Source organism: Pseudomonas sp. I8001 (genome assembly GCF_013385345.1).
GTDB lineage: Bacteria > Pseudomonadota > Gammaproteobacteria > Pseudomonadales > Pseudomonadaceae > Aquipseudomonas.
Map to the genome: position 1 here is coordinate 29718 of NZ_JACAQC010000024.1, position 25297 is coordinate 55014.

Consider the following 25297-nt stretch of genomic DNA (forward strand, 5'->3'; position numbering starts at 1 on the left):
GTTTTTATAACGCCCATGCTGCCAGTTGGCACCGGCAATAACGCCGGTCCATTGCACAAGAGTGGCTGGGGTTTGTTGTTCATTTGGACAATGCTTGCGGCAATAGCTGCACGCCGAGGTACAACGCGAGCATGCCGTCGAGGGTCAGCGGGTCGACGCCGCTCAGCTCGGCGATGCGTTCCATGCGGTAGCGCAGGCTGTTGCGGTGGATCCCCAGGGCATCGGCGCACGCCTGGCTTTGGCCGTCGTGGTCGCACCAGCTGCGCAGGGTCGCCAGCAACTGGCCGTTGCTGTCCTTGGCCAGTACCTTGCGCAGCGGGTTGAGCAATTCATCGAGGGCGTCGTCGTTGCGGTGGCGCCAGAGCATGACCGGCAGGCGGTAGCGATTGAGGGTCAGCAACCGCGATTCGGGCAGCACATCACGGCCATAGGCGAGCAGGTCGCCGACTCGCCGGTAACAACGGCGCAGGCCGGCCAGCCCGTCCGCTTGCCCCCCGACGGCGACCCGCAGGATGTTCCAGCCCAGGCCGTCGAGCTTTTCCAGCAGGCGCGGGTTATCGACTTGCACCGACGCCGGCCGGCACCACAGCAGGGAAAACTGCGCGGAGCTGACGCACCAGCTGTCGGGGTAGCGCGAGGTCAGCCAGGCGCTCAAGGCCTCGGCCGACTGGCCGCTGCCCAGCTCGAACAGGTACGGCGTGCGCGCCAGCTGCGGCTTGAGGCCCAGTTGCTGGGCTTCATCCACCAGGCGCGGCGAATCACCGGTCTCGGCCAGCAGCAGTGCCAGCAGATCATCGCAGCGCTGGCGCCGCCATTGTTGCTCGGCTTGCTGGTGACGCTGGCTGACCAGCATTTCGGCGGTCATGCGCACCAGTTCGGCATAGGTGCGCAGCAATTCCGGCTCACCGGTAATGCCCAGCACGCCGATCAGGCGCTGGTCGTGCAGCAGCGGCAGGTTGATCCCGGGTTGCACGCCCTTGAGGTGCTTGGCGGTCTGGCCGTCGATCTCCACCACCCGCCCGTTGGCCAGCACCAACTGCGCGCCTTCGTGGCGGGTGTTGATCCGCTCGGGTTCGCCGCTGCCCAGTATCAGGCCCTGGCTGTCCATGACGTTGACGTTATAGGGCAGGATCGCCATGGTGCGATTGACGATATCCTGCGCCAGGTCATGATCCAGCTCGAACATGGGGCTAAATTCCTGAAAAAAACCGGTTGTTCATAGGCACAGCGCAAACCATGCTTCACTGTGCGCGAGCACAAAGACAGCACCCCTTGAGGTGGCCGAGACTCGTTGGGCGATCAACGTTACCCTCGCATCGCGAAAAATCATAATAAAGAGAGACTGCCATGTCACAGAGCGCCGCTGTTACCCAGGCCACCGATGACGATAAAAACGCCGTATACAAGCGCATCACCCTGCGCCTGATCCCCTTCATTTTCATCTGCTACCTGTTCAACTACCTCGACCGCGTCAACGTCGGCTTTGCCAAGTTGCAGATGCTCGACGACCTGAAATTCAGCGAGACCGTGTACGGCCTCGGTGCCGGGATCTTCTTTATCGGCTACGTGCTGTGCGGCGTGCCGAGCAACCTGGCGCTGACCAAATTCGGTCCACGGCGCTGGATTGCGCTGATGATGATCGTCTGGGGCGCCCTGTCCACCTGCCTGTTGTTCGTTACCACACCGACGCACTTCTACGGCTTGCGCCTGCTGACCGGCGCCGCTGAAGCCGGGTTCTTCCCGGGCGTGGTGCTGTACCTCTCGCAGTGGTTCCCGACCTTCCGCCGTGGGCGGATCATGGCGCTGTTCATGTCGGCGATTCCGGTATCCGGCCTGCTCGGCAGCCCGTTCTCCGGCTGGATCCTCAACCACTTCGCCGCCGGCCAGGGCGGGCTTGCGGGCTGGCAGTGGATGTTCCTGCTGCAAGGCGTGCCGACGGTGATCCTCGGCGCCCTCGCCTACTTCCTGCTCAGCGACAGCTTTGCCAACGCCAAGTGGCTCACGCCCCATGAGCGCGCGGTGCTGGAAGCCGACCAGGCGACCGACCTGGCCAACAAACCGAAGACCACCAGCGACTCGCTGCTGGAAGTGTTCAAGAACCCGGCGATCTGGGCGTTCGGCCTGATCTACTTCTGCATCCAGAGCGGTGTGTACGCCATCAACTTCTGGCTGCCATCGATCATCAAGAACATGGGCTTCAGCGATAACCTGGTGATTGGCTGGTTGAGTGCGATCCCGTACCTGCTGGCGGCGGTGTTCATGCTGCTGGTGGGCCGCTCTGCCGACTTGCGCAAGGAGCGTCGCTGGCACCTGGTGGTGCCGATGCTGATGGGCGCGATCGGGCTGGTGATTGCGGTGAACTTTGCAACCACGCCGGCCATTGCGATCCTCGGCCTGACCATCGCTACCATGGGTGCCCTCACCGGCCTGCCGATGTTCTGGCCGGTGCCAACCGCGATGCTCAGCGCAGGTGCGGCAGCGGGCGGTCTGGCGTTGATCAACTCCATGGGCCAGATGGCGGGGTTCCTCAGCCCGTATATCGTCGGGTTTGTGAAAGATGCCACCGGGTCTACGGACCTGGCGCTGTACCTGCTGGCGGCGGTGATCGTCGCGGGCAGTGTGTTGGCGTTGCGCATGACGCGCACACTCAAGGCTTGAATCAGCGCTGACCGGTGCCGCGATATCGAGGGCGGCGCCGGTCATCTATCTGCTCATATAAAGGCGTGTTTTTATAGGCAAACAACTGCCTGACAGCCGTATTAACCTTTACGCCCATTCCAGGTAACAAATAGGCTACAACCTTTACCCAGCCTTTACTTTCGTACCCCATCATCCCGTCCGAAACCGCTGTCTGAAGCATATGCCCGGGGATATTATCAAGACCGGTTCGGTGCATACGTAGAGGACTTATCATGATCAGTCGACTCTCAAAAATGAAAGTAGCCATGTTGCTCATTGCCACCCTCGCCATCGCAGGGCAAGCAGAAGCCCGTGGAGGATATGGCTATGGCTGGGGTCACGGTTATGGGTACGGGCATGGCGGTGGTTGGGGCTGGGGTGGCCCGGCTTTGCTGGGTGCGGTTGTCGGCGGTCTCGTAGTGGGTTCGGTGGTCGCCAACTCCCAGCCTCCGGTCTATGTGCAGCAGCAACCGGTTTACGTGCAACCGCAGCCGGTGTACATCCAACAGCCGCCGCCGGTCTATTACCAGGCGCCGCCTCCAGGCTATTACTACCCGCCACAACCGGTTCCGGTGCCACGTTATTAAGCACGGCCCTATTACTGATAATGCAGGTCCCGCCTGAAAGCGGGACCTTTTTTATTCAGCTGCCTTTAGAGTAATCCGCCGCCGTCGACATCAATCACGCTACCGGTAATAAACCCGTTCTCCATCGCCAACACATACCCGGCAGCCACTTCTTCGGCCTGCCCCACGCGCCCCACCGGCAACGCCCCGCCCGCCTTGGCAAACATTGCCAGTCGCTGCTCATCGGACAACCCGGCATACGCCTCGGTGTCGATCACCCCCGGGCTGACCACATTGACCCGCCGTGGCGCCAGTTCCTTGGCCAGTTGCTTGCCCAGCGCTTCGGTCGCCGCATTGATGCCGGTCTTGATGAATTGCCCCGCAACCGTTTTGCGCCCCAACTGCCCCGACGTCAGGGTGATGCTGCCGCGCTCGGCGAGAAATGGCAGCGCCGACTGGATCGCCCGCAGCGACCCCCAGAGCTTCACGTTGAAGTTGTCTTGCGCCAGGTTCAGGTCGGTCTCGATCAGGGCCTTGGCCTGCACCGCAGGCCCTGCGGTGTAGACCAGATGGTCAAACGGCCCCACGGTTTCGAACAAGCGCTGTAATGAGGCTGCGTCGGTCACGTCCACCTGCTCGCTGCGCACCCCGTTCTCCACGGTTGAAGACAAGCGCCGCCCGGCCAGCACCACATGGGCACCGCGTGCCACGGCCTGCTTGGCCACCGCGGCACCAATGCCGCTGCTGCCGCCAATGACGATGATGGTTGTGCCGTTGAGGGGAGATGTCATGGGGAAATACCTGGCTGAGAAAATGAGCTTTCATCTTCCCAGCTTGGCAATCGTTGAAAAATCCCGGTAAAACGACAAGATCTTTAAAGGATTTTTACAAATGAGCTCAATCCTCGACCTTGAAGTGTTCGTACGCACCGCCGACACCGGCAGCCTGTCGGCAGCTGCCCGCAGCCTCAGCCTGACCCCGGCCGCAGCGAGCATTGCCCTCAAGCGCCTGGAAACCCGCCTGGGCATCCGGCTGCTGGCGCGTTCCACCCGCAGCATGCGCCTGACCGAAGAAGGCCGGCGCTACCTCGACAGTGTGCGCGTGGCCCTGGAGGCGCTGTCGGAAGGCGAACAGGCGGTCAAGCAGCAAGGCCAGAGCCTCAGCGGATTACTGCAATTGGCCGCGCCCTCGGATTTCGGGCGCAATGTGCTGCTGGGCTGGCTGGATGAGTTCAAGCTCGAACACCCGAACGTGCGCCTTCAGTTGCTGCTCAATGACAGCAATGCCGACCTGTTCCGCGAAACCGTCGACATCGCCCTGCGCTTCGGCGTACCACGGGACTCCAGCTTGGTCGCGTTGCCGGTGGTGCCCGACCACACGCGGGTGGCGTGCGCCAGCCCCGACTACCTCGCGCGCCACGGTACGCCACGCCTCCCCCAGGACCTGGCAGAACACAGCACGCTGCGCTATATGCGCCAGGGTCGGGCGAACAACACCTGGTACTTTCGCCAGGGCGAGGTGCTGCAGGAAGTCGAGGTCGGCGGCGACTACCTCAGTGATGACGGCGAGATCGTGCGGCGCTGGGCATTGGCCGGGCACGGCATCGCCTATAAAGCGCGTCTGGATGTAGCGCGCGATATCAAGGCCGGGCGCCTGGTGCCGTTGCTCACCGATTGGCAAGGCGAACCGACCCCGTTCAATCTGATGTGTCCCCATCGGTTGCAGGTGTCGGAGCGGGTCAAGGTACTGCACCGCTTCCTGCAACTGCGCTGCGCCGAACTATTACCGCAATAACCGTCGCGGGGCTTGTTCCAGAGCCTTGCTCTCTGGTATTGGATAGGGCCTGTCTCCCCCTTTTGAGGTGTTCACGATGATTTACCGCACACTGGGCCAGTCCGGGTTGAAGGTCAGCGCACTGACCCTGGGCAGCATGATGTTTGGCGAGCAGACCAACACCGAGGACTCGCTGCGCATCATCGACAAGGCCTGGGATCAAGGCATCAACTTTATCGACACCGCCGACGTCTACACCGGCGGGCGCTCCGAGGAAATCGTCGGCGAAGCCATCGCCCGCCAGCGCCAGGATTGGGTGCTGGCTTCGAAGGTCGGCATCGGCCCGGCGGATGGCCTGCCGAACCGCAGCGGCCTGAGTCGCAAGCGGATTTTCAATGCGCTGGAAGCCAGCCTGACGCGCCTCGACACCGATTACCTGGACATCTATTACCTGCACCGCGAAGACCACAACACGCCACTGGAAGTCACGGTTTCAGCGATTGGCGACTTGATCCGCGAGGGCAAGATCCGCCACTGGGGCCTTTCCAACTACCGCGGCTGGCGGATCGCCGAAGTGATCCGCGTGGCCGAGCGCCTGGGGGTGGACAAACCGATCATCAGCCAGCCGCTGTACAACATCGTCAACCGTCAGGCCGAGGTGGAGCAGATCACCGCCGCCGCCGCATATGGCCTGGGCGTGGTGCCTTACAGCCCGCTGGCCCGTGGCGTGCTCAGCGGCAAATATGCGCCGGACGTAACGCCTGAAGCCGGCAGCCGTGCCGGGCGCCAGGACAAGCGCATCCTGGAAACCGAATGGCGCGTTGAATCCCTGCGCATCGCCCAGCAGATCCAGCAATACACCCAGGGCCGTGGCGTGGGGATTGTCGAGTTCGCGATTGCCTGGGTCCTGAACAACTCGGCGGTCAGTTCGGCGATTGTCGGGCCGCGCACCGAGGCGCAGTGGGATGCCTACACCGGCGCGCTGGAGGTGAAGATCACGGCGGAGGACGAAGCATTCATCGACTCGCTGGTCACGCCAGGGCATGCGTCGACGCCAGGGTTCAATGATGTGAGCCACTTTGTGTCGGGGCGAGTTGCCCGGCCATAAGTCCCTTTTATGGGGGGACCTGAGAAATCCTCCCATAAACCGCTCCAAAACAGAGCAAACATCTCACCTCAAAAGCACTATATTCCCTCCCTGAAATCCCCCCTTCTTTTGTATCAATCGGCTTTCGTGAGGACAGTGTGTCTAAAGGTGTTGTGTTATCGGTCTTGGCCTCGGTGTTGTTTGCCGTGATGTATTACTTCACGTCGCTGCTTACGCCCTTGAGCGGCCTGGAGATCTTCGGCTGGCGCATGTTGTTGACGGTGCCCTGCATGACCGTGTTCATGATTGTCAGCGGCGAGTGGCGACGGGTGTGGGAACTGGTTCGGCTGGTTGCGGCCAAACCCGCGCTGATCGGCGGGGTCGTGGTGTCTTCGGCCTTGCTGGGGGTGCAGTTGTGGCTGTTCATGTGGGCGCCGCTCAACGGTCGCAGCCTGGATGTATCGCTGGGCTATTTCCTGCTGCCATTGACGATGGTGCTGACCGGTCGGCTGGTGTATGGCGAACAATTGTCACGCCTGCAAAAGATTGCGGTGTTCTTCGCCGGTGCTGGTGTGCTGAACGAGTTGTATCAGGTGGGCGGATTCTCCTGGGCAACCCTGGTAGTGATTATCGGCTACCCGGTTTACTTCGTACTGCGCAAACGCCTGAAGACCGACCACCTCGGCGGGCTGTGGCTCGATATGGCGCTGATGTTGCCGGTGGCACTGTGGTTCGTGCAAAGCGGCGAACAGGGTTTTGCCGTGCTCGACGCCCACAAGGGCTTGTACGCCTTGATCCCGATGCTGGGCTTGATCAGTGCGTCGGCGCTGGTGTGCTACGTCGTCGCCAGCCGCTTGTTGGCCTTCAGCCTGTTCGGGCTGCTCAGCTATGTAGAACCGGTGCTGCTGCTCGGCGTGGCCTTGTTGTTGGGCGAAAGCATCAAGGCGGGGGAATGGCTGACGTATCTTCCGATCTGGCTCGCGGTGATGGTGCTGGTGTTTGAAGGCTTCAAGCATTTGGTGCGTCAGCAGAAGGCCTGACAGCGCTTTTTTTTGCTGCCATTTCGAGCATTACAGCCGTTTGCGACAACCCCCCTCGGATGGCCCCGTAATACGGAATCCTGCCTTGGATTTCGTCGCCTATTTGCGTCAGTGCGGCGTCCATTTGCGCCTTTTCAACGCCAAACAGCTTACCGAGCCGGTTGCCATGGTTGAGTTCAAGCAAGGTGCCGGTGACGGGGTTTTTGACGATTTTTTCGATGGACTGCGCCACATCCTCAGGCACGCCCAGTGCGATCAAGGCCGTCCCAATGCCTGAACCCGGGTTCTTCAGTTGGCGGATGAACTCGTCGAACAGCCCCCATAAATCGTTGGCACCCACATTATCCAGGCTGACACTGACGACCGTTTTCAAGTATTGCTCTCGCGAGACAGGCGACAGCGGCTGGTCATTGTTCAGGCCGTTTTTCACAAAGTAGAAGTTGCCCTTGTTACCTCCTCCATGGAAGTTGCCGTAGGCATCGTACTGATAGAGTACGGTTTCTCCGTCCGGACGTGTGCCTGCGAAAGTCACCCGGCCATCACGGGTCTCAACTTTCAGGTAGGTCCCCGTCAGCCCGTTGACCGGTACCGGCGGCACGCTTGTGTGCTTGTCCAGGCGATTGAAGATATCGCCCTTTTCGTAGCCAAAAGGCCCGACCACGGCATTGATATCGCCTGCGGCGAAGCGCGTCATCGTGTCTTTTACCCGCTTTGTCTGATCGGCAGGTGCATTGCGGGAAAAATGCCCGGCAAATACATCCAACGTGTCAGGGTCGGTGGCGACCTCTTTGAGCCAGGCGTTCATTTCTTCAAGGTTATTGAATTCGAAGAACGAATTGCCCTCCTCGTCAGGAATGTACAACAGGATATTCGTTCCGGTTTCAGAGGCGGGTACGCGTTTGACCACCAGAATGTCGCTCGACTGGATCCCGTCCACCGCGAACGTGCAGACCTGCGCGCCGACGGTTGAAGAGGTACCCGGGGCCAATACGGCATTGGCCAGTTCGACGCCTGCGGCGGTCAGCTCGCCCTGCGCACTGCTCCATTCCACGTTCGAGGAAAACGTCACGCGGGCGACAGTGGCAGGACTTAATGGGGAGGGAGCAGTTGGGGCCAAGGGACTGATGGCCGGTTCGTCGTTGACGGCTGCTGCCTGATTCAAACCTGGAGGTGGACTACCGGTGTGCGCAATGACTGTCATACATGAACCTCAACTGGGCATATGACACTGAGTAACGCTGGCAGTGAATTCCGTTCCTGGCCGCTGGCAACCGCCTGTGTCCCGATGTTTCTGCCGGGCAACAAAAAGCCCGGCCAGGTGCAATCCCGGTCGGGCTTTTTTGTGTATCGCCCAGGCGATCAGTCAGCGGTCAACACACCACGACGCACTTGGTCGCGCTCGATGGATTCGAACAGTGCCTTGAAGTTGCCTTCACCAAAGCCGTCGTCACCCTTACGCTGGATGAACTCGAAGAACACCGGGCCCATCAGGGTTTCCGAGAAGATCTGCAGCAGCAGGCGCTTGTCCCCCGCCACTGACGAGCCGTCCAGCAGGATGCCCCGTGCCTGCAGTTGATCCACCGGCTCGCCGTGGTTCGGCAGGCGGCCTTCGAGCATCTCATAATAGGTGTCTGGCGGCGCGGTCATGAAGCGCATGCCGATCTTCTTCAACGCATCCCAGGTCTTGACCAGGTCATCGGTGAGGAAGGCAACGTGCTGGATGCCCTCGCCGTTGAACTGCATCAGGAACTCTTCGATCTGCCCGGCACCCTTGGACGATTCTTCGTTCAGCGGGATGCGGATCATGCCGTCCGGTGCGCTCATGGCCTTGGAGGTCAGGCCGGTGTATTCGCCCTTGATGTCGAAATAGCGCGCCTCACGGAAATTGAACAGCTTCTCGTAGAAGTTCGCCCAGTAGGCCATGCGGCCGCGGTACACGTTGTGGGTCAAGTGGTCGATGACCTTGAGGCCCGCGCCCACCGGGTTACGCTCGACACCTTCGAGGTACACGAAGTCGATGTCATAGATCGAGCTGCCTTCACCAAAGCGGTCGATCAGGTACAGCGGCGCGCCGCCAATGCCCTTGATCGCCGGCAGGTTCAACTCCATCGGGCCGGTTTCGATATGGATAGGCTGGGCGCCCAGTTCCAGGGCCCGGTTGTAGGCCTGTTGCGAGTCCTTGACGCGAAACGCCATGCCGCACACCGACGGGCCGTGCTCGGCCGCAAAGTAGGAGGCGATGCTGTTGGGTTCGTTGTTGAGGATCAGGTTGATCTCGCCCTGCCGGTACAGGTGTACGTTCTTGGAACGGTGGGTCGCGACCTTGGTGAAGCCCATGATCTCGAAGATCGGCTCCAGGGTGCCCGGGGTTGGCGATGCGAATTCGATGAACTCAAAGCCCATCAGGCCCATTGGGTTTTCGTACAGGTCTGCCATTTTCGGTGCCTCATCATCATTCTTGTAATTAACAAATGTTTATTTGCGAGCAAGGATGAGGTCAGCGGGTGGCGCACAGGAGATACCCCGCACGCTGCGGGCGAGGAAGTCACCAAAGATGAGGGGGGACCCGAGTAGCTTCATGGTTACATCAGTCTCTGACGGGCGAGGCTTGCGTTAGCGCAAGTCCTTATTCTTGTATGCGTAAATCGATTCTACACAGCGTAAACAGATTTGTCCGTAGTCTTATCAAATCCCCATTGCCCTGGCCCGCGCAAGGGGTTTGTTGCACAGATAGATGCCCAGCAGGATGACCGCCCCACCCAGCAGCATCGGCACGGTCAGTTGCTCGCCAAGCAGCAATGCGCCGCAGATCACTGCCGTCAGCGGATTGAGGGCGATAAATACACCCGCACGGGTGGCGCCAATGCGGCGCAGGCCATCGTAGTAGCCGATGTAGGCCAGTGCCGAGCCCAGCACGCCCAGGTACAGCAAACTCATCAGTTGGGGCAGATCAATCCGGCCCAATGCGGCCACCGTTAGTCGGCCCGTCACCAGCGTGGTGATCGTCAGCATCAGCGTGCCCAGCAGGATCGACCAGGTCACGGTTTGCAACGGCCCCAGGCGCTGGTTGAGACTCCGGGAAAACAGCGAGTACACGCCCCACCCCACCACGCAGCCGAAAATCAGCAGGTCACCGACCCACGCATCTGCCGTGCCCTGCAGCAACTGCGGGTTGCGACTGACGATCACCAGCCCTGCGCCACCCAGGCACAGCGCGATCCCCACCAGCTTGAAACAGCCCAGGCGTTCCTTGAACAGCAGCCACGAGGCCAGGCCAATCACTGCCGGATTCAGCGCCACGATCAACGACGCCCGGGACGCATTGATGTAATGCAGGCCGTAGAAAAAACACAGGTTGTAGAAAAAGATCCCGAAAAAGCCCAGCACCATCAATTGCACCCATTGCGCGGTGGTCGGACGCACCAGGCGAATACGCGCAACGCCCAGGAAGGCCAGCAGCGCCAGGCTGGCCAGTGCAAAGCGCACGGTCGCCGCCAACAGTGGGTCCAGGCCTGCCGCCAGATAGCGCCCGGCAACGAAGGTGCCGCCCCAGATCATGGTCACGGCCGCCAGCTTCAGATACGTCAGACGGTCAGGGCTCGGGTTCATCAGATTTCTACTCACAAGACACGGGATTGGCTTATTGTTTGGCTAATCCCCGATCATCGTAAAATGAGTAAATACTCATGACCCTTACCCAACTGGAAATCTTTTCCCTGGTGGCCGAACTGCAAGGTTTCACCAGCGCCGCCAATCGCCTGGGCATCAGCCAATCGGCGGTGTCCCATGCGATCAAATCCCTGGAGCAGGAACTGGGTGTGGAGTTGATCCGACGTCATCAGTCCCAGGTCGAACTCAGCGATATCGGCCAACAACTGCTGTTGCGCGCCCGGGCCATGCTCGGGTTGGCCAACACGCTGCAACAGGAAGCCGCCGATGCCCGCGGGATGAAGCGCGGCACGCTGCGCATCGGCTCGTTCGGGCCGACCTCATCGATTCGCCTGTTGCCCGCGATCCTGCAGTATTTTCGCGAGCAGCATCCGGGCATCGAGGTGCATGTCGACGAAGGCCCCGATCGCCAGGTGACGCAGTGGCTGGAAGAGCGGCGCGTCGACGTTGGGTTTGTGGTGCTGCCTGAAGAGCGCTTCGATACGTTCCCGTTGATTGAGGACCAACTGGTCGCGCTGCTGCCCTTGGGGCATCACTTGGGCGCGCAGCCAAGTGTCAGCCTGAAAGCGCTGTGTGGTGAACCTTTTATCCTGACCCAGGCCGGTTCGGCCGAACTGGTCTCAAGGCTGTTCGTCGGTGCAGGGTTGCAGCCGGATGTGCGTTACCGCTGCTCACAGCTGCTCAGCACCCTGGACACCGTGCGCCGGGGCGACGGCGTGACCATTGTTGCCGAGTTGTCGCTGCCTGAATCCACGCAGGCGGATTACCTGATCAAACCGCTCAAGCCTGCCGTCAAACGCCAGGTGGGGCTGGCGGTACTGGACCGTCGGCAGTCCTCGCCGGCAACCCTGGCATTTATTCAACTGGCCACACGGTTGAAGCTTTATTGAACATGCACAGACGCCTGCCGCCATCTATCATGGCCAATACCGATACGCTTTGTTGGAAGGCCACCGAGGTTGTCCCGACCGCATTTGAGCGTCCTATTGCCCTCTCCCGCTACAGGCTGCGCAAATGCCACTGACCGTCAAAGGCCCCCGAAAAGCCTCCACTCGCCACCTGATCACCCTGCTCAGCGGCGCGCTGCCCATTTTGCTGGGTGTGCTTATCCTGTATTGGCAAGCCGGGCGCACCCTCGAGCACAGCACCGCGCAAACCGCCCAGGAGGCCGTGCGCCAGTTTGACCTGATGCTCGACAACACCGCCCTCGCCGCCCAGGACCTGCTGCCACTGGCCGGCCATGAATGTGATAACCCGACTCAACTGAAGCTGCGGGAACAGGTCACCCGCCGGCCGTTCGTGCGCGCCACCACCTTGTCCTGGCAGCGCAACATCTATTGCAGCTCGTTGTTTGGTGGCAACTACCAGTCACCGGTCAACCCTGAGGACTACGTCGGCGGCCGTCTCTGGCTGATGAAAGGCAACCCGGTAACACCCGACACCGCATTGCTTGTTTATCGCCTCACCGAGGGAGACCGGGGGGCCTTTGCCTCCATCGATGGCTACCACCTGACAAACGCCTTGCGCCTGATCAGCCGATATACCGACCTGGTGTTGCAGGTGGGGCCTAACTGGCTGGCGGCGGATGGCAAGGTGCACAGCACAACGCTGCCGACATTTTCCGTCGCGCATCATCATCTCGACTCCACACGGTATACCTACAGCGTGGAAGCCGGGATGCCGGAGGGTGAAACCTGGCGCTACATGCAGGCGCGGTATCCTGCACTGTTCGTTCTGGTGGTGTTTTTCGGCGTGCTGGCAGGCATCCTCGCCCACTGGCTGCAAAAGCGCTCATCGGCACCGACCCTGGAACTGCAACGGGCCCTGGGCGCCAATGAATTTGTGCCCTATTACCAGCCAGTGGTGCGTGGCGACAACATCCGGCAGTGGGCCGGCTGTGAAGTGCTGATGCGCTGGAATCATCCCAGGGAAGGCCTGGTGCGCCCGGACCTGTTCATTCCCCTGGCCGAACATTCGGGCCTGATCGTACCGATGACCCGCGCCCTGATGCGCCAGACCGCCGCACAGTTGGCGCCCCACACCGCGCAGTTTGCCGACAATTTTCACGTGGGCATCAACATTACCGCTCGCCATTGTCACGACCTAGAGCTGGTGGAGGACTGCCGGGAGTTCCTCGCTGCCTTCCCGCCGGGCAAGGTGATCCTGGTCCTGGAGTTGACCGAGCGCGAGTTGATCGAACCCACGGATATCACCCGCCAGCTGTTCCAGGCGCTGCATGAAATGGGGGTAATGATCGCGATCGACGACTTTGGCACCGGCCACTCCAGCCTGGGTTATTTGCGCAACTTCAATGTCGATTACTTGAAGATAGATCAAAGCTTCGTGGCAATGATCGGTGTTGATGCACTCTCGCGGCATATACTCGACAGCATCATTGAACTGTCTGCCAAGCTGGACCTGGGCATCGTTGCCGAAGGCGTCGAAACACAAGAACAATGCCACTATCTGGCGGCCCAAGGCGTTGATTTCTTGCAAGGCTACCTGTTTGGCAAGCCTGTACCTTGCGACGAGTTCATTAGATTCCTGAACAGCCATTGAATAGCCAGCCACTTCAACGGAAATATTGTTATTTATACAAAAGACATGATTTACTCATGACTGATTAACTACTACAATTTTTCCTGCCTGTGCTGAATTGGCAGGAAGGCCACTTTCATTGAGTCGCCTTAAGGCTCTTGGCTTATCGCTTTGTTTGCAGTAGATATCAGCCAAATACACTATTGGAGTATAGATTTTGTCCAGACTCGCCGAATTTCGCGCAGCAGAAAAAGCCCTTCAAGAGCAGCTTGCCCAGCTGGAATCCCTGAAGAACGATGCTGGTTTGAAGAAAGAAATCGAATTCGAAGAAAAGCTGCAAGGGCTGATGAAGACCTACGGCAAAAGCCTGCGCGACATCATCTCCATCCTGGATCCTAACCCGGGCAAGTCCGGCGCTTCCGTCGCTGCCGCACCCAAACAGCGCCGTGCCCGCGTCGTCAAGGTTTACCACAACCCGCACACGGGTGAACTGATCGAAACCAAGGGCGGCAACCATCGCGGCCTGAAGGCGTGGAAAGAACAGTACGGCGCAGCCACAGTAGACTCCTGGCTTCGCGGCTAATGCTTTGCGGCTAGTACAAACGCACTAAGAAAAGCCCTGCACATGCAGGGCTTTTTTGTTTACAGGCATCGATAGTGAAACAAATCAGGACGCTGGCACTTTCAAAAACGAACTTTAAAAAACATTTCACTTTGTTCAAATCGACTTATTTGTCGCGATGCCTACAACGCTCAAAGTTTAAGGCTGTCACGCACCGAACTGACTTCATCCTTGCTTGATTCGTAAGCGTCGGCCTGGCCTGCGTATGAAAAAACATAGGCCTTATCGGTATCGACAGCCCCCACCAACGTTTGCGACAGCACATGCCGACCGTTCTCGGTGATTACACAGGTAGTTTCCAATGCCTCAAGCCGGCTCAATGTTGTGGAGTGCATCTTGGTGCACACACTTTGATAACCACCCTGGGCAAAGTCCTTCTGGATGGATTTGCGCATTTCCAGCAGCACACCTTGCAGGTTGACCGTATGCCCCGCTTCGATTGGCGTGCCCGTCAACTCCATGACCATCAAGGTCGCGCCATTCTCATCATTCTTTATGGCCCGCTGGCGGGACACCGCCGACGGTTGCGCCGGGGCCTGGTCGTCGGGCGCCACTTCCTCTACCTGCCAGCCGCTGGGCCAATGAATTTCCGGGTCAGCCGCCCATGCAGCGGTGCTGCCCAGCAACAGGCCCAGGGTACTCAACAACGGTGCGCGAAATCCGGTCATTACGAAAAACACTCAAGGTTCAAGCGACAAAGTTTGGGCCCCTGCACCCGCTGGCCGCAAGGGTTGCGTGACCTTTTTCATTTGGCGCAACCGGCAGGGCTGCGTATCATGGACCGGCTGCACGGATGCCAGCCGCAAGCCAAGGGATGCTCCAACCGGAGCCACGTTTGCCCCATTTTTCTCTGGAGGGCCCATGAGCCTGCACGAACTGAACACTTTCCCGGGCGTCACCGCCCAGCCTGACGCCGCCACCACGAACTTCGTATTCAACCACACCATGCTGCGGGTCAAGGACATCACCAAGTCGCTGGATTTCTACACCCGCGTACTGGGTTTTTCCCTGGTTGAAAAACGTGACTTCCCGGAAGCCGAATTCAGCCTGTACTTCCTGGCCCTGGTCGACAAGGCCCAGATTCCGGCCGACGCTGCCGCCCGCACCCAGTGGATGAAGTCGATCCCGGGCATCCTCGAACTGACCCACAACCACGGCACCGAAAACGACGCGGACTTTGCCTACCACAACGGCAACACCGACCCGCGTGGCTTTGGCCATATCTGCATCTCGGTGCCGGACATCGTTGCTGCCTGCGCGCGCTTTGAAGAACTGGGCTGCGACTTCCAGAAGCGCCTGAGTGACGGCCGCATGAAAAGCCTGGCCTTCGTGAAAGACCCGGATGCGTACTGGGTTGAAATCATTCAGCCAACGCCGCTGTAAGGTTCCGCCGGCAATAAAAAACCCCATGATCACTCATGGGGTTTTTCATTTCCGGGCCGGAATTTACGCCGGGGCGGAAGTGCGGATCAGGTGATCGAAAGCACTCAGGGAAGCCTTGGCGCCCTCGCCTACTGCAATCACGATCTGCTTGTACGGCACAGTCGTTACGTCACCGGCGGCAAAAACACCTGGCAGCGAAGTCTCACCACGTGCATCGACGATGATCTCGCCACGTGGAGTCAATTCCACAGTGCCTTTGAGCCAGTCGGTGTTGGGCAGCAAACCGATCTGTACAAAGATGCCTTCCAGGTCGATAGTCTTGAATTCGCCACTGTCGCGATCCTTGTAGGCCAGGCCGATAACTTTCTGGCCATCCCCCTTGACCTCACTGGTCAGCGCGCTGGTAATCACGTCAACGTTCGGCAGGCTGTACAGCTTGCGCTGCAACACGGCGTCGGCGCGCAACTTGCTGTCAAACTCAAGCAAGGTCACGTGGCTGACGATACCGGCCAGGTCGATGGCTGCTTCAACGCCGGAGTTACCGCCGCCGATCACCGCCACGCGCTTGCCCTTGAACAGCGGGCCGTCGCAGTGCGGGCAGAAGCACACGCCTTTGGCCTTGTATTCCTGCTCGCCCGGTACACCCATTTCACGCCAGCGGGCACCGGTGGCCAGGATCACGGTCTTGGACTTGAGGGTCGCACCGCTTTCGAAACGGATTTCGTGCAGCTCACCGTTGTTTTTCGCCGGGATCAGCGCAGTAGCACGCTGCAGGTTCATGATGTCCACGTCGTACTGACGCACGTGGGCCTCCAGGGCGCTGGCGAGTTTCGGCCCTTCGGTTTCCTGTACCGAGATAAAGTTCTCGATCGACATGGTGTCCAGCACCTGCCCGCCGAAGCGCTCGGCTGCAACACCGGTACGGATGCCTTTACGTGCAGCGTAGATAGCCGCTGCCGAACCCGCTGGGCCACCGCCGACGACAAGTACGTCGAACGCATCTTTGGCGCTGATTTTCTCGGCGGCTTTTTCGATACCGCTGGTGTCGAGCTTGGCGAGGATTTCTTCCAGGCCCATGCGGCCCTGGCCGAAGTTCACACCATTCAAGTAAACGCTGGGCACGGCCATGATCTGACGATCATCGACTTCTGCCTGGAACAGCGCACCGTCGATGGCGACGTGGCGGATGTTCGGGTTCAATACTGCCATCAGGTTCAGCGCCTGGACCACGTCCGGGCAGTTCTGGCACGACAGCGAGAAGTAAGTCTCGAAGCTGAACTCGCCTTTAAGGGCGCGAATCTGTTCAATCACTTCGACACTGGCCTTCGAGGGGTGGCCGCCGACTTGCAGCAGCGCCAACACCAGCGAAGTGAATTCATGGCCCATTGGGATGCCGGCAAAACGCAGGCTGATATCGGCACCCGGGCGGTTGATGGAGAACGATGGCTTGCGCGCATCATTGCCATCGCTTTTCAGGGTAATCAGCGTCGAAAGGCTGGCTACATCCTGCAAGAGGGCAAGCATTTCCTGGGATTTCGCACCGTCATCGAGGGAGGCGACGATCTCGATCGGCTGGGTGACCCGTTCCAGGTATGACTTCAACTGAGCTTTAAGATTGGCGTCCAACATACGGGCGATTTCCTATTAATTCGGTTTATTGCAGACAAAAAAACGCCCGAGCGAATCTCGCCCGGGCGTTTCGAGGGCGGATGCAGCTTACTTAGGTGCGGTAACCCGCCCTTGGCATTTCACAGACTTAGATCTTGCCGACCAGGTCCAGGGACGGAGCCAGGGTGGCCTCGCCTTCTTTCCACTTGGCTGGGCAGACTTCGCCCGGGTGAGCAGCAACGTACTGGGCCGCCTTGATTTTGCGCAGCAGCTCGGAAGCGTCACGGCCAACGCCGCCATCGTTCAGTTCAACGATTTTGATCTGGCCTTCAGGGTTGATCACGAAGGTGCCACGGTCTGCCAGGCCAGCTTCTTCGATCAGCACGTCGAAGTTGCGGGAGATGGTCAGGGTCGGGTCGCCGATCATGGTGTACTGGATTTTGCCGATGGCTGGCGAGGTGTTGTGCCAGGCAGCGTGGGCAAAGTGGGTGTCGGTGGAAACGCTGTAGATTTCGACGCCCAGTTTCTGGAATTCGGCGTAGTTGTCAGCCAGGTCTTCCAGTTCGGTTGGGCAGACGAAGGTGAAGTCGGCTGGGTAGAAGAACACGACAGACCATTTGCCTTTCAGGTCAGCGTCAGTCACGTCTACGAAGTTGCCGTTTTTGTAGGCGGTAGCTTTGAACGGTTTTACTTGGCTGTTGATGATAGGCATCGTTGACTCTCCGTCAGGTTTGTAGAAGGGCTTAGTAAGTTGATGAGGTGAATCCTACCCACTCTCCCGGCCGATGGCTCATTGGCAAACCTGATGCTGACGATTGGTTTTCACTATCAAGAGACTGTATTAATAGAAGAAACCTTGAATCACTCGAGGGATGCCCGGGTCATGCCGAGAAAGGGCGTCGCTTCAACATAGCGCATGGCCGATTTCATGTCTTTCCAGCCGACGTAAGTCATCAACGACTTCAAGTCCCAGCCACTGCGATGAGCCCAGGTAGCGAAGCCCCGGCGCAGGGAGTGGCTGGTGTACTGATCGGCCGCAATCCCGGCACGCTCCAGCGCCTGGCGCAACAGCGGGATCACGCTGTTGGCGTGCAAGCCCTCCTCGCCCAGGTTGCCCCAGCGATCAATGCCGCGAAACACCGGGCCGCGCACCAGCGCTGAAGCGCTGAGCCATTCGCCGTAGGCCTGCACCGGGCACAGCCGCAACAGCGCCGGCGTCTGGTACGTGCGGCCGATATTTTCCCGATCGCTTTTGCTGCGCGGTAGATACAGGGTGATGCCCGAACCGGGCACCGCCTGCACGTGCTCGATATTCAACCGGCATAACTCATCACTGCGAAAGCCACGCCAGAAACCCAGCAGGATCAACGCTGCGTCACGCTTGGCCCGCAGCCATCGGGGATGGTCTTCTGCGCCTCGGGCGTCGTGGCCTTCCTGTTCGAGGAACTGGATGACCTGCTCCAGGTGCTGCAGCTGTAATGGCTCCGCCTGTTTTTCCTGAGCCGGGTGCAGGGCGCGAATGCCTTTCAGGACTTTGCGCACCACTGGCGCCTTGGTCGGATCAGGAAACCCCTGGCTGGTGTGCCACTGGGCCAGCGCCGATAAACGCAGCTTCAACGTGTTGACCGACAGCACGCCCGCATGCGCCACCAGATAGCGCGCCACGCTGTCGCTGGTCGCCGGCAGGAATCCACCCCAATTCACCTCGAAATGCTCGATTGCCGCTCGATAGCTGCGGCGGGTGTTATCGCGGGTGGCCGCATTCAGATAACGGTCCAGCTCACTCATGCCTGTACTGCCATTGGGCGTTGTCCATTTCAAAACCTGTATCACACGGGATAATACGCCAATATCCCATCTGATAAATCATCAATTTCGACTTTAAAACAATCGTGATATAGTACGTATATACATACTACGTACCACAGTACCAAATCGACGGAGACTCCATGGCTCGCGGCGGCATCAATAAAGCAGTAGTTCAAACGGCACGCCTGGCGATCCTTGCCCGTGGCGAAAACCCGAGCATCGATGCAGTACGCATCGAGATGGGCAATACCGGCTCGAAAACCACGATTCATCGCTATCTGAAGGAGCTGGACGAAAGCGAAACCCGCCAGACCATCACCGAAGCGCCCATTGACGACGAACTGAGTGAACTGGTGGCGCGACTGGCCCAGCGCCTGAAGGAGAAGGCCCAGGAGCCTATCGACCTGGCCCTGGCGCAGTTCCAGCAGCAGAAAACCGCCCTGCTCGCCCAGGTTGAGGAGCTGGAAGCGGCCCACTCCCAGCTCAAGCAGCAGTTCGATATCCAGTCCGCCGCCCTGGCCGATGAAAGCGCGGCCTTGCAAAGCACTCGCTCCAGCCTGCAAACCGAGCAAACCCGCAACGCCGGGCTGAGCCAGGCGTGCAGCGATTACGAGTTGCGGATCAACGACAAGGACGAGCAGATTCGCTCACTGGAAGAAAAGCACCTGCATGCCCGGGACGCCCTGGAGCATTACCGCAATGCGATCAAGGACCAGCGTGAACAGGAACAGCGTCGCCATGAAGGCCAGTTGCAGCAGGTCCAGGCAGAACTGCGCCAGGCCCAGCAGAGCGCGATGGTGCGCCAGGATGAAATCACTCAGTTGCACCGCGATAACGAGCGCCTGCTGATCGAGCATCGAGTGACCGTGAAGGAATTGAGCGCACTGCAGGAACAGGCTCGCCAGGACCGCGAACAGCAGCGTCAATTGAGCGAGCAAGTGAGTGTGATCGACAGCGAGCGTACCCTGTTGCAGGAGCGCTTGCGGGTTGCCCAACTGGAGAATCAGGCGCGCCAGGAAGCGCTGGCCGAGCATCAGAAGACCAACAAAACCCTGGAACTGGACCTGGTCAAGGCCCAGGCCAGTATTGATGCGCTGCGCCTGGCAGCCGTCGTTGCGACGGTGCCGGAAGCAACTACCGAGGGCTGATTACTGCGCCACTGGCGTGCGCATGGTGACGAACTCTTCCGCCGCTGTTGGGTGCACGCCGATGGTTTCATCGAAATGCTGCTTGGTCGCGCCCGCCTTAAGCGCGATCGCCAGGCCCTGCACGATCTCGCCAGCGTCGGGGCCGACCATGTGGCAACCCAGGACCTTGTCGGTCTCGGCGTCGACCACCAGCTTCATCAAGGTCTTTTCCTGGCAGTCGGTCAGGGTCAGTTTCATCGGCCGGAAGCGGCTTTCGAACACCTGCACCTTGTGCCCGTCTTCACGGGCCTGCTCTTCGCTGAGGCCCACGGTGCCGATATTCGGCAGGCTGAACACCGCCGTCGGGATCATCGCGTAGTCCACCGGACGATATTGCTCAGGCTTGAACAAGCGACGTGCCACGGCCATGCCTTCAGCCAGGGCCACTGGCGTCAGTTGCACGCGGCCGATCACATCACCAATCGCCAGGATCGATGGTTCGGCGGTCTGGTACAGCTCATCCACTTCGACAAAGCCGCGCTTGTCCAACTTGACGCCAGTGTTTTCCAGCCCCAGGTTATCGAGCATCGGGCGCCGGCCGGTGGCGTAGAACACACAATCGGCTTCCAGCACGCGGCCATCTTTCAAGGTGGCCTTGAGGCTGCCATCGGCCTGTTTGTCGATACGCTCGATGTCGGCGTTGAACTGCAGGTCCAGGCCGCGCTTGGTCAGCTCTTCCTTCAAGTGCGTGCGCACCGAGCCGTCAAAACCGCGCAGGAACAGGTCGCCGCGATACAGCAGCGAAGTCTGTGCGCCCAGGCCATGGAAAATCCCGGCGAACTCGACGGCGATATAGCCACCGCCGACTACCAGCACACGCTTGGGCAGCTCCTTGAGGAAGAACGCCTCATTGGAGCCAATGGCGTGCTCGCGCCCCGGGATGTCCGGGATCTGCGGCCAGCCACCGGTGGCCACCAGAATGTGCTTGGCGGTAAAACGCTCGCCGTTGATTTCTACCTGGTGCGGGTCCACCAGCCGCGCATGCCCTTCGTGCAGGGTCACGCCGCTGTTGACCAGCAGGTTGCGGTAGATGCCATTGAGACGGTTGATTTCACGATCCTTGTTGGCGATCAGGGTCGCCCAATCGAAATTCGCTTCACCCAGGGACCAGCCAAAACCGCTGGCCTGCTCGAAGTCTTCGGCGAAATGCGCGCCGTACACCAACAGTTTCTTCGGTACGCAGCCCACATTCACGCAGGTACCGCCCAGGTAGCGGCTTTCAGCCACCGCCACTTTGGCGCCAAAACCCGCAGCGAATCGTGCAGCGCGCACACCGCCGGAACCGGCACCAATTACATAAAGGTCAAAATCGTAGGCCATTTCACTCTCCTCGGCAGGACAACAGCATACCTGCTGCCGCGCCAGAGGTCAGCGCCTTACCAGCGATACGTCGCGCTGGCCTGCAACGAACGGGTTGCGCCCCAGTAGCAAAGGAAACCGTTGCTGCAGTAGGCCAGGTATTCCTTGTTGAACAGGTTGCTGGCGTTGAGGGCCAGGCGCCAGTTCTGCACGTCATAGTGCGCCGCGGCATCAAACAGCGTGCGCGATGACACCTCCAGCGTGTTGTCGGCGCTGCCGTAGCTCGGCCCGAAGTAGCGCGCACCCGCCGCGAAACCGACGCCCTGCAGCGGGCCGTCGTGGAAGGTGTAGTCCGCCCACAGCGAGGCACTCTTGCCCGGGATGCCGGTCGGGTGTTCGCCCTGGTCGCCGTCATTGGATTTGAGGATGCTCTGGTCCATCCAGGTGTAAAAACCGATCAGGCTGAGGTTCGAGGTGACCTCGGCATGGGCTTCCAGCTCGATGCCGCGGGAGCGGATTTCGCCTTTCTGCGTGGCAAAATTGGGGTCGACATCGTCGGTGGTCAGGACGTTTTGCTGACGCAGGTCGAACACTGCCGCGCTGTACAGGCTGCGGGAGCCCACAGGCTGGTATTTAACGCCGGCTTCGTACTGCTTGCCGGTGGTCGGCACAAATGTCGCGCCCAGCCGGTCAGTGCCCAGTTGCGGCTGGAACGATTCGCTGTAGCTGACATACGGCGCAACGCCGTTATCAAACACGTAGCTCAGGCCCGAACGCCAGGTGAGTTTCTCGTCGTGCTGGCGCGTGTTGCTCAGGTTGGCGCCAGTCAACGCGCTGTCCTGATTGTCGTAGGTACGCGCCCAGTCTTGCCGCACACCGATCAGCCAGCGCCAATGGTCGAAGCTGAGCTGGTCCTGCAGGTACACGCCAAACTGGCTCTGGGTAGTGTATTGGTTGATGGACACCGGCACCCTCGGCAAGGCGCTGAAGTCGGGGTTGTAGATATTGATCGCACTCGGGAAATACTGACCGCCCCGGTTGATGGTCTGCAACAGCCGCTGGAAGTCCGCCCCCATCAGCACAGTGTGCTTGACCGGGCCGGTGCTGAAGTCGGACTGCAACTGGTTATCAAGGGCGAACTGGCCAAGGTGCTCATGATTGACGTTGGCCCACAGCGGCGCGGTGGCAAGGTTGGCGTCCAGCGGCCCGGTGAGGGAAGTCTGGTAGTAGTCGACGTCATCATGCATATAGCGCAGGTGCTGGCGAAAGCTCCAGGTGTCGTTGAACCGGTGGCTGAACGCGTAGCCCAGGGAAAACTGATTGCGCTTGAAGCGATCGCGGTCCGGGTCGCCCAGGTAATCATCGGGGCGCAAGCGCCCATTCGGGTTGTGCAGCGCGGTGCCATACGCGGGTACCGGGTTGAACAGCCCACCTTCCGGGTCGTATTGATAGTTGGCCAGCAGGGTCAGGCTGGTGTCGTCGTCGATGTTCCAGGTGATGGCCGGCGCGATGGCGATGCGCTGGTCCTTGATGTGATCGGTCTGGGTATCGGCCATGCGGCCCAGCCCGGTCAGCCGATAGGTCACATCGCCCTGCTCGTCCAGGCGCCCGCCAAAATCGAAGCCGGCCTGATAGCGGTTGTCATTGCCCACGCTCATTTGCAACACGTGCAGTGGCTCATCCGTCGGCCGCTTGCTCTGCATGTCCACCAGGCCGCCCGGCCCGCTCTGGCCGTACAGCACGGAAGCTGGCCCGCGCAGCACGTCGATGCGCTCCAGAAACCAAGGGTCGACCCGAGGCGTAGCGAACCAGGTCGTGCGATTGAGCTTGAGCCCGTCGAGGTAGGAGTCGGCATCGAAGCCGCGAATGCTCAACTGGTCAAACCGCAGGTCGTTATCCTGGGAGTAAACCCCTGGTGTGTAGCGCAATGCCTGGTCGACGGTTTGCGCCGCCTGGTCATCCATCTGCTGGCGGCTGACCACCGAGATCGATTGCGGCGTCTCCACGATCGGCGCGCCGGTTTTGGTGCCCACGGTGGTGTTGCGCGCCACATAGCCTGGCACCACGCCGTCTGCCGGCTCGGCCTCGGCGGCTGTCACCGCGGTGTCCTTCAACACGATGGGCGCGTCATCGGCCCACACAACAGGAGCAAGCGCCAACACCACCAGCGCCAGCCTGGAAAGGTAAAACGGAGGAGAAGACAACGCACCGGACATGACGATTCCTTGAAAAGTCTTTTTGTTAATCGTTCTTATTTAATATTGAATCGCGTTAAAGATCCGGTCATTCTTCTACGCGCACGGGTCAATTAATGACCGTTCCAACCTACATCTCAGGAATCATTCTTGATTGGACAACATCTGGCGTAAACGCTTTGGGGCGCCCGCTCGCAGCACCAGCGAGGAATTGCGGGTTCGGGCCCATGACTATGTCGATGGCGCACGGGAGATTTGGCACAGCCATGAATATGGCCAACTGGTGCACGCCACCCAAGGCGTGATCCGGGTGCTGACCCGCATGGGCGCCTGGACCGTCCCGCCGGCATACGGCTTTTGGATTGCGCCGGGTGTCGACCATGAATTGCACATGGTCGGTGAGGTTGCGATGCGCGCACTGTACGTGGAAAGCGATCAATTACCCACGGCGTGGCAATCCTGCCGATTGATCAGGGTGGAGCCGCTGCTGCGGGAGCTGATTCTGGGCATGCTCGCACCCGACGCCCACACTGCCCTGCTCACGCCATTGCTGCTGCACCAGTTGATATCCGCGACTCAAACCGAAGGCTGCAGCCTGCCATTGCCCCGGGACAAACGCGTGCTCAGTGTGTGTGAAATGCTTCTGGAAGACCCGGCGAACCCGGCCACCCTGGAAGACTGGAGTGAATCCATCGGCGCCAGCGTGCGCACCCTGCGCCGGCGGTTTCGGGATGAAACCGGGCTGAGCTTCAACCAATGGCGCCAGCAGCTACGGATTGCCGAAGCCGTTTGCCAGTTAGCCCAGGGCCGACCATTGGGGGCTATTGCACGGGACATGGGCTATGCCAACGGCAATGCGTTTGGTGCAATGTTCAAGCGGGTACTGGGCGAAGCCCCCAGCCGCTATTTGGGCAAGGCATAAAAAAACCTGCGGTCTTTCGACTCGCAGGCTTTTTCAACGGGCTGGCAACGATGAATCAGTAAGCCTTGCCAGTCTTGTAGAAGTGCTCGTAGCAGAAGTTGGTCGCTTCGATGTAGCCTTCGGCGCCACCGCAGTCAAAACGACGACCCTTGAACTTGTAGGCAATCACGCAACCGTCTTTTGCCTGCTTCAGCAGGGCGTCGGTGATCTGGATCTCGCCACCCTTGCCTGGCTCGGTTTCTTCGATCAGCTTGAAGATGTCAGGGGTCAGGATGTAGCGGCCGATGATCGCCAGGTTCGACGGAGCATCTTCCGGCGCTGGCTTTTCAACCATGTCGCGTACGCGGATCAGGCCATCACCGATATCGTCGCCGGCAATCACGCCGTACTTGTTGGTTTCCTGAGGATCGACCTCTTGAACCGCGACGATGGTGCAACGGTACTTCTGGTACAGCTTGACCATCTGGGTCAGGACGCCGTCGCCTTCCAGGTTTACACACAGGTCATCGGCCAGTACCACGGCGAACGGTTCGTCACCGATCAGCGGACGACCGGTCAGGATCGCGTGCCCCAGGCCTTTCATTTGGGTCTGGCGGGTGTAGGAGAACGAGCACTCGTCGAGCAGCTTACGGATGCCGACCAGGTATTTTTCCTTGTCGGTGCCCTTGATCTGGTTTTCCAGCTCGTAGCTGATGTCGAAGTGGTCTTCCAGGGCGCGTTTGCCACGGCCGGTCACGATCGAGATTTCGTTCAGGCCGGCATCCAGTGCTTCTTCCACGCCATACTGGATCAGTGGCTTGTTCACCACCGGCAGCATTTCTTTGGGCATGGCCTTGGTCGCTGGCAGGAAGCGAGTGCCGTAACCGGCTGCTGGGAACAAGCATTTCTTGATCATATGAGTCCTTACAAAGGGCTGTGCG

At 59.9% G+C, this 25297-nt stretch carries 24 protein-coding genes; 11 read left to right on the plus strand and 13 right to left on the minus strand.

Features of this window, described 5'->3' with window-relative positions:
• Positions 1-79: 79 nt before the first annotated feature.
• The gene (locus HX839_RS16635; RefSeq protein ID WP_003212558.1) at positions 80-1186 is read right to left on the minus strand and encodes a sugar diacid recognition domain-containing protein; all 1107 of its coding nucleotides are present in this window, start codon (positions 1184-1186) and stop codon (positions 80-82) included.
• Between the two features lie 161 nt (positions 1187-1347).
• Between HX839_RS16635 and HX839_RS16640 the strand changes: the two genes are divergently transcribed.
• A complete protein-coding gene (locus HX839_RS16640) occupies positions 1348-2658 on the plus strand; it encodes an MFS transporter (protein WP_003212559.1) in 1311 nt (436 codons plus the stop codon).
• Position 2659: 1 nt separating this feature from the next.
• On the opposite strand, the gene HX839_RS16645 is transcribed toward HX839_RS16640, so the two are convergent.
• Positions 2660-2947, minus strand: coding sequence for a hypothetical protein (locus HX839_RS16645; protein ID WP_177067362.1), 288 nt, complete (start codon positions 2945-2947; stop codon positions 2660-2662).
• Here HX839_RS16645 and HX839_RS16650 point away from each other — a divergent pair.
• Positions 2913-3266 carry a hypothetical protein gene (locus tag HX839_RS16650; protein WP_023658819.1) on the plus strand — a complete coding sequence of 118 codons (354 nt, stop codon included), beginning with the start codon at positions 2913-2915 and terminating at the stop codon, positions 3264-3266. The two genes, HX839_RS16645 and HX839_RS16650, sit on opposite strands and share 35 nt — an antisense overlap.
• A 65-nt stretch (positions 3267-3331) precedes the next feature.
• On the opposite strand, the gene HX839_RS16655 is transcribed toward HX839_RS16650, so the two are convergent.
• Positions 3332-4036 carry an SDR family oxidoreductase gene (locus HX839_RS16655; protein WP_003212561.1) on the minus strand — a complete coding sequence of 235 codons (705 nt, stop codon included), beginning with the start codon at positions 4034-4036 and terminating at the stop codon, positions 3332-3334.
• A 100-nt stretch (positions 4037-4136) separates the two neighbouring features.
• Between HX839_RS16655 and HX839_RS16660 the strand changes: the two genes are divergently transcribed.
• From HX839_RS16660 to rarD, 3 genes are all read left to right on the plus strand, one after another.
• Positions 4137-5039, plus strand: a complete 903-nt coding sequence (locus tag HX839_RS16660) for a LysR family transcriptional regulator (RefSeq protein ID WP_003212562.1) — start codon at positions 4137-4139, stop codon at positions 5037-5039.
• Positions 5040-5115: 76 nt separating this feature from the next.
• Entirely contained in the window at positions 5116-6126 is a 1011-nt protein-coding gene (locus HX839_RS16665; protein ID WP_003212563.1) for an aldo/keto reductase, read from the plus strand.
• A 137-nt stretch (positions 6127-6263) separates the two neighbouring features.
• Complete coding sequence (gene rarD, locus HX839_RS16670) at positions 6264-7145, plus strand: EamA family transporter RarD (protein WP_023658818.1); 882 nt, start codon at positions 6264-6266, stop codon at positions 7143-7145.
• Here rarD and HX839_RS16675 read toward each other — a convergent pair.
• The 3 genes from HX839_RS16675 to HX839_RS16685 form a co-directional block, all read right to left on the minus strand.
• Positions 7114-8346, minus strand: coding sequence for a dermonecrotic toxin domain-containing protein (locus tag HX839_RS16675; RefSeq protein ID WP_256344718.1), 1233 nt, complete (start codon positions 8344-8346; stop codon positions 7114-7116). The two genes, rarD and HX839_RS16675, sit on opposite strands and share 32 nt — an antisense overlap.
• 158 nt (positions 8347-8504) lie before the next feature.
• On the minus strand, positions 8505-9581 hold the full coding sequence (gene hppD, locus HX839_RS16680; protein WP_003212566.1) for a 4-hydroxyphenylpyruvate dioxygenase: 1077 nt from the start codon (positions 9579-9581) through the stop codon (positions 8505-8507).
• A 249-nt stretch (positions 9582-9830) separates the two neighbouring features.
• Entirely contained in the window at positions 9831-10754 is a 924-nt protein-coding gene (locus HX839_RS16685) for a DMT family transporter (protein WP_087693894.1), read from the minus strand.
• Positions 10755-10831: 77 nt separating this feature from the next.
• On the opposite strand from HX839_RS16685, the gene HX839_RS16690 reads away from it, so the two are divergent.
• From HX839_RS16690 to HX839_RS16700, 3 genes are all read left to right on the plus strand, one after another.
• The gene (locus tag HX839_RS16690; protein ID WP_177067363.1) at positions 10832-11704 is read left to right on the plus strand and encodes a LysR family transcriptional regulator; all 873 of its coding nucleotides are present in this window, start codon (positions 10832-10834) and stop codon (positions 11702-11704) included.
• Positions 11705-11828: 124 nt separating this feature from the next.
• Entirely contained in the window at positions 11829-13373 is a 1545-nt protein-coding gene (locus HX839_RS16695) for an EAL domain-containing protein (RefSeq protein WP_177067364.1), read from the plus strand.
• A 196-nt stretch (positions 13374-13569) separates the two neighbouring features.
• Positions 13570-13935: a histone-like nucleoid-structuring protein, MvaT/MvaU family gene (locus HX839_RS16700; protein ID WP_003212570.1), complete on the plus strand. Its 366-nt coding sequence runs from the start codon at positions 13570-13572 to the stop codon at positions 13933-13935.
• 170 nt (positions 13936-14105) lie between these two features.
• Here HX839_RS16700 and HX839_RS16705 read toward each other — a convergent pair whose 3' ends face one another.
• Positions 14106-14642 (minus strand): DUF4946 domain-containing protein, encoded by a 537-nt coding sequence (locus HX839_RS16705; RefSeq protein ID WP_177067365.1) that lies wholly within the window; start codon positions 14640-14642, stop codon positions 14106-14108.
• A gap of 193 nt (positions 14643-14835) precedes the next feature.
• Here HX839_RS16705 and gloA point away from each other — a divergent pair, with 193 nt between their 5' ends.
• Positions 14836-15357: a lactoylglutathione lyase gene (gloA, locus tag HX839_RS16710; RefSeq protein WP_008432524.1), complete on the plus strand. Its 522-nt coding sequence runs from the start codon at positions 14836-14838 to the stop codon at positions 15355-15357.
• Positions 15358-15420: 63 nt separating this feature from the next.
• On the opposite strand, the gene ahpF is transcribed toward gloA, so the two are convergent.
• From ahpF to HX839_RS16725, 3 genes are all read right to left on the minus strand, one after another.
• Positions 15421-16986 (minus strand): alkyl hydroperoxide reductase subunit F, encoded by a 1566-nt coding sequence (gene ahpF, locus HX839_RS16715; protein ID WP_177067366.1) that lies wholly within the window; start codon positions 16984-16986, stop codon positions 15421-15423.
• A 127-nt stretch (positions 16987-17113) separates the two neighbouring features.
• Positions 17114-17677 carry an alkyl hydroperoxide reductase subunit C gene (ahpC, locus tag HX839_RS16720; RefSeq protein WP_003173835.1) on the minus strand — a complete coding sequence of 188 codons (564 nt, stop codon included), beginning with the start codon at positions 17675-17677 and terminating at the stop codon, positions 17114-17116.
• Between the two features lie 149 nt (positions 17678-17826).
• Positions 17827-18753: a site-specific integrase gene (locus HX839_RS16725; RefSeq protein WP_177067367.1), complete on the minus strand. Its 927-nt coding sequence runs from the start codon at positions 18751-18753 to the stop codon at positions 17827-17829.
• Positions 18754-18914: 161 nt separating this feature from the next.
• On the opposite strand from HX839_RS16725, the gene HX839_RS16730 reads away from it, so the two are divergent.
• The gene (locus HX839_RS16730; protein WP_177067368.1) at positions 18915-19922 is read left to right on the plus strand and encodes a DNA-binding protein; all 1008 of its coding nucleotides are present in this window, start codon (positions 18915-18917) and stop codon (positions 19920-19922) included.
• On the opposite strand, the gene gorA is transcribed toward HX839_RS16730, so the two are convergent.
• A complete protein-coding gene (gene gorA, locus HX839_RS16735) occupies positions 19923-21281 on the minus strand; it encodes a glutathione-disulfide reductase (RefSeq protein WP_102369015.1) in 1359 nt (452 codons plus the stop codon). It lies immediately after the preceding gene.
• A gap of 56 nt (positions 21282-21337) precedes the next feature.
• The gene (locus HX839_RS16740) at positions 21338-23476 is read right to left on the minus strand and encodes a TonB-dependent siderophore receptor (RefSeq protein ID WP_177067369.1); all 2139 of its coding nucleotides are present in this window, start codon (positions 23474-23476) and stop codon (positions 21338-21340) included.
• 133 nt (positions 23477-23609) lie between these two features.
• Between HX839_RS16740 and HX839_RS16745 the strand changes: the two genes are divergently transcribed.
• Positions 23610-24377, plus strand: a complete 768-nt coding sequence (locus tag HX839_RS16745) for a helix-turn-helix domain-containing protein (RefSeq protein WP_102369013.1) — start codon at positions 23610-23612, stop codon at positions 24375-24377.
• 55 nt (positions 24378-24432) lie between these two features.
• Here the strand turns inward: HX839_RS16745 and galU are convergent, their stop codons facing one another.
• Positions 24433-25272, minus strand: coding sequence for a UTP--glucose-1-phosphate uridylyltransferase GalU (gene galU / locus HX839_RS16750; protein WP_003212579.1), 840 nt, complete (start codon positions 25270-25272; stop codon positions 24433-24435).
• Positions 25273-25297 lie beyond the last annotated feature (25 nt).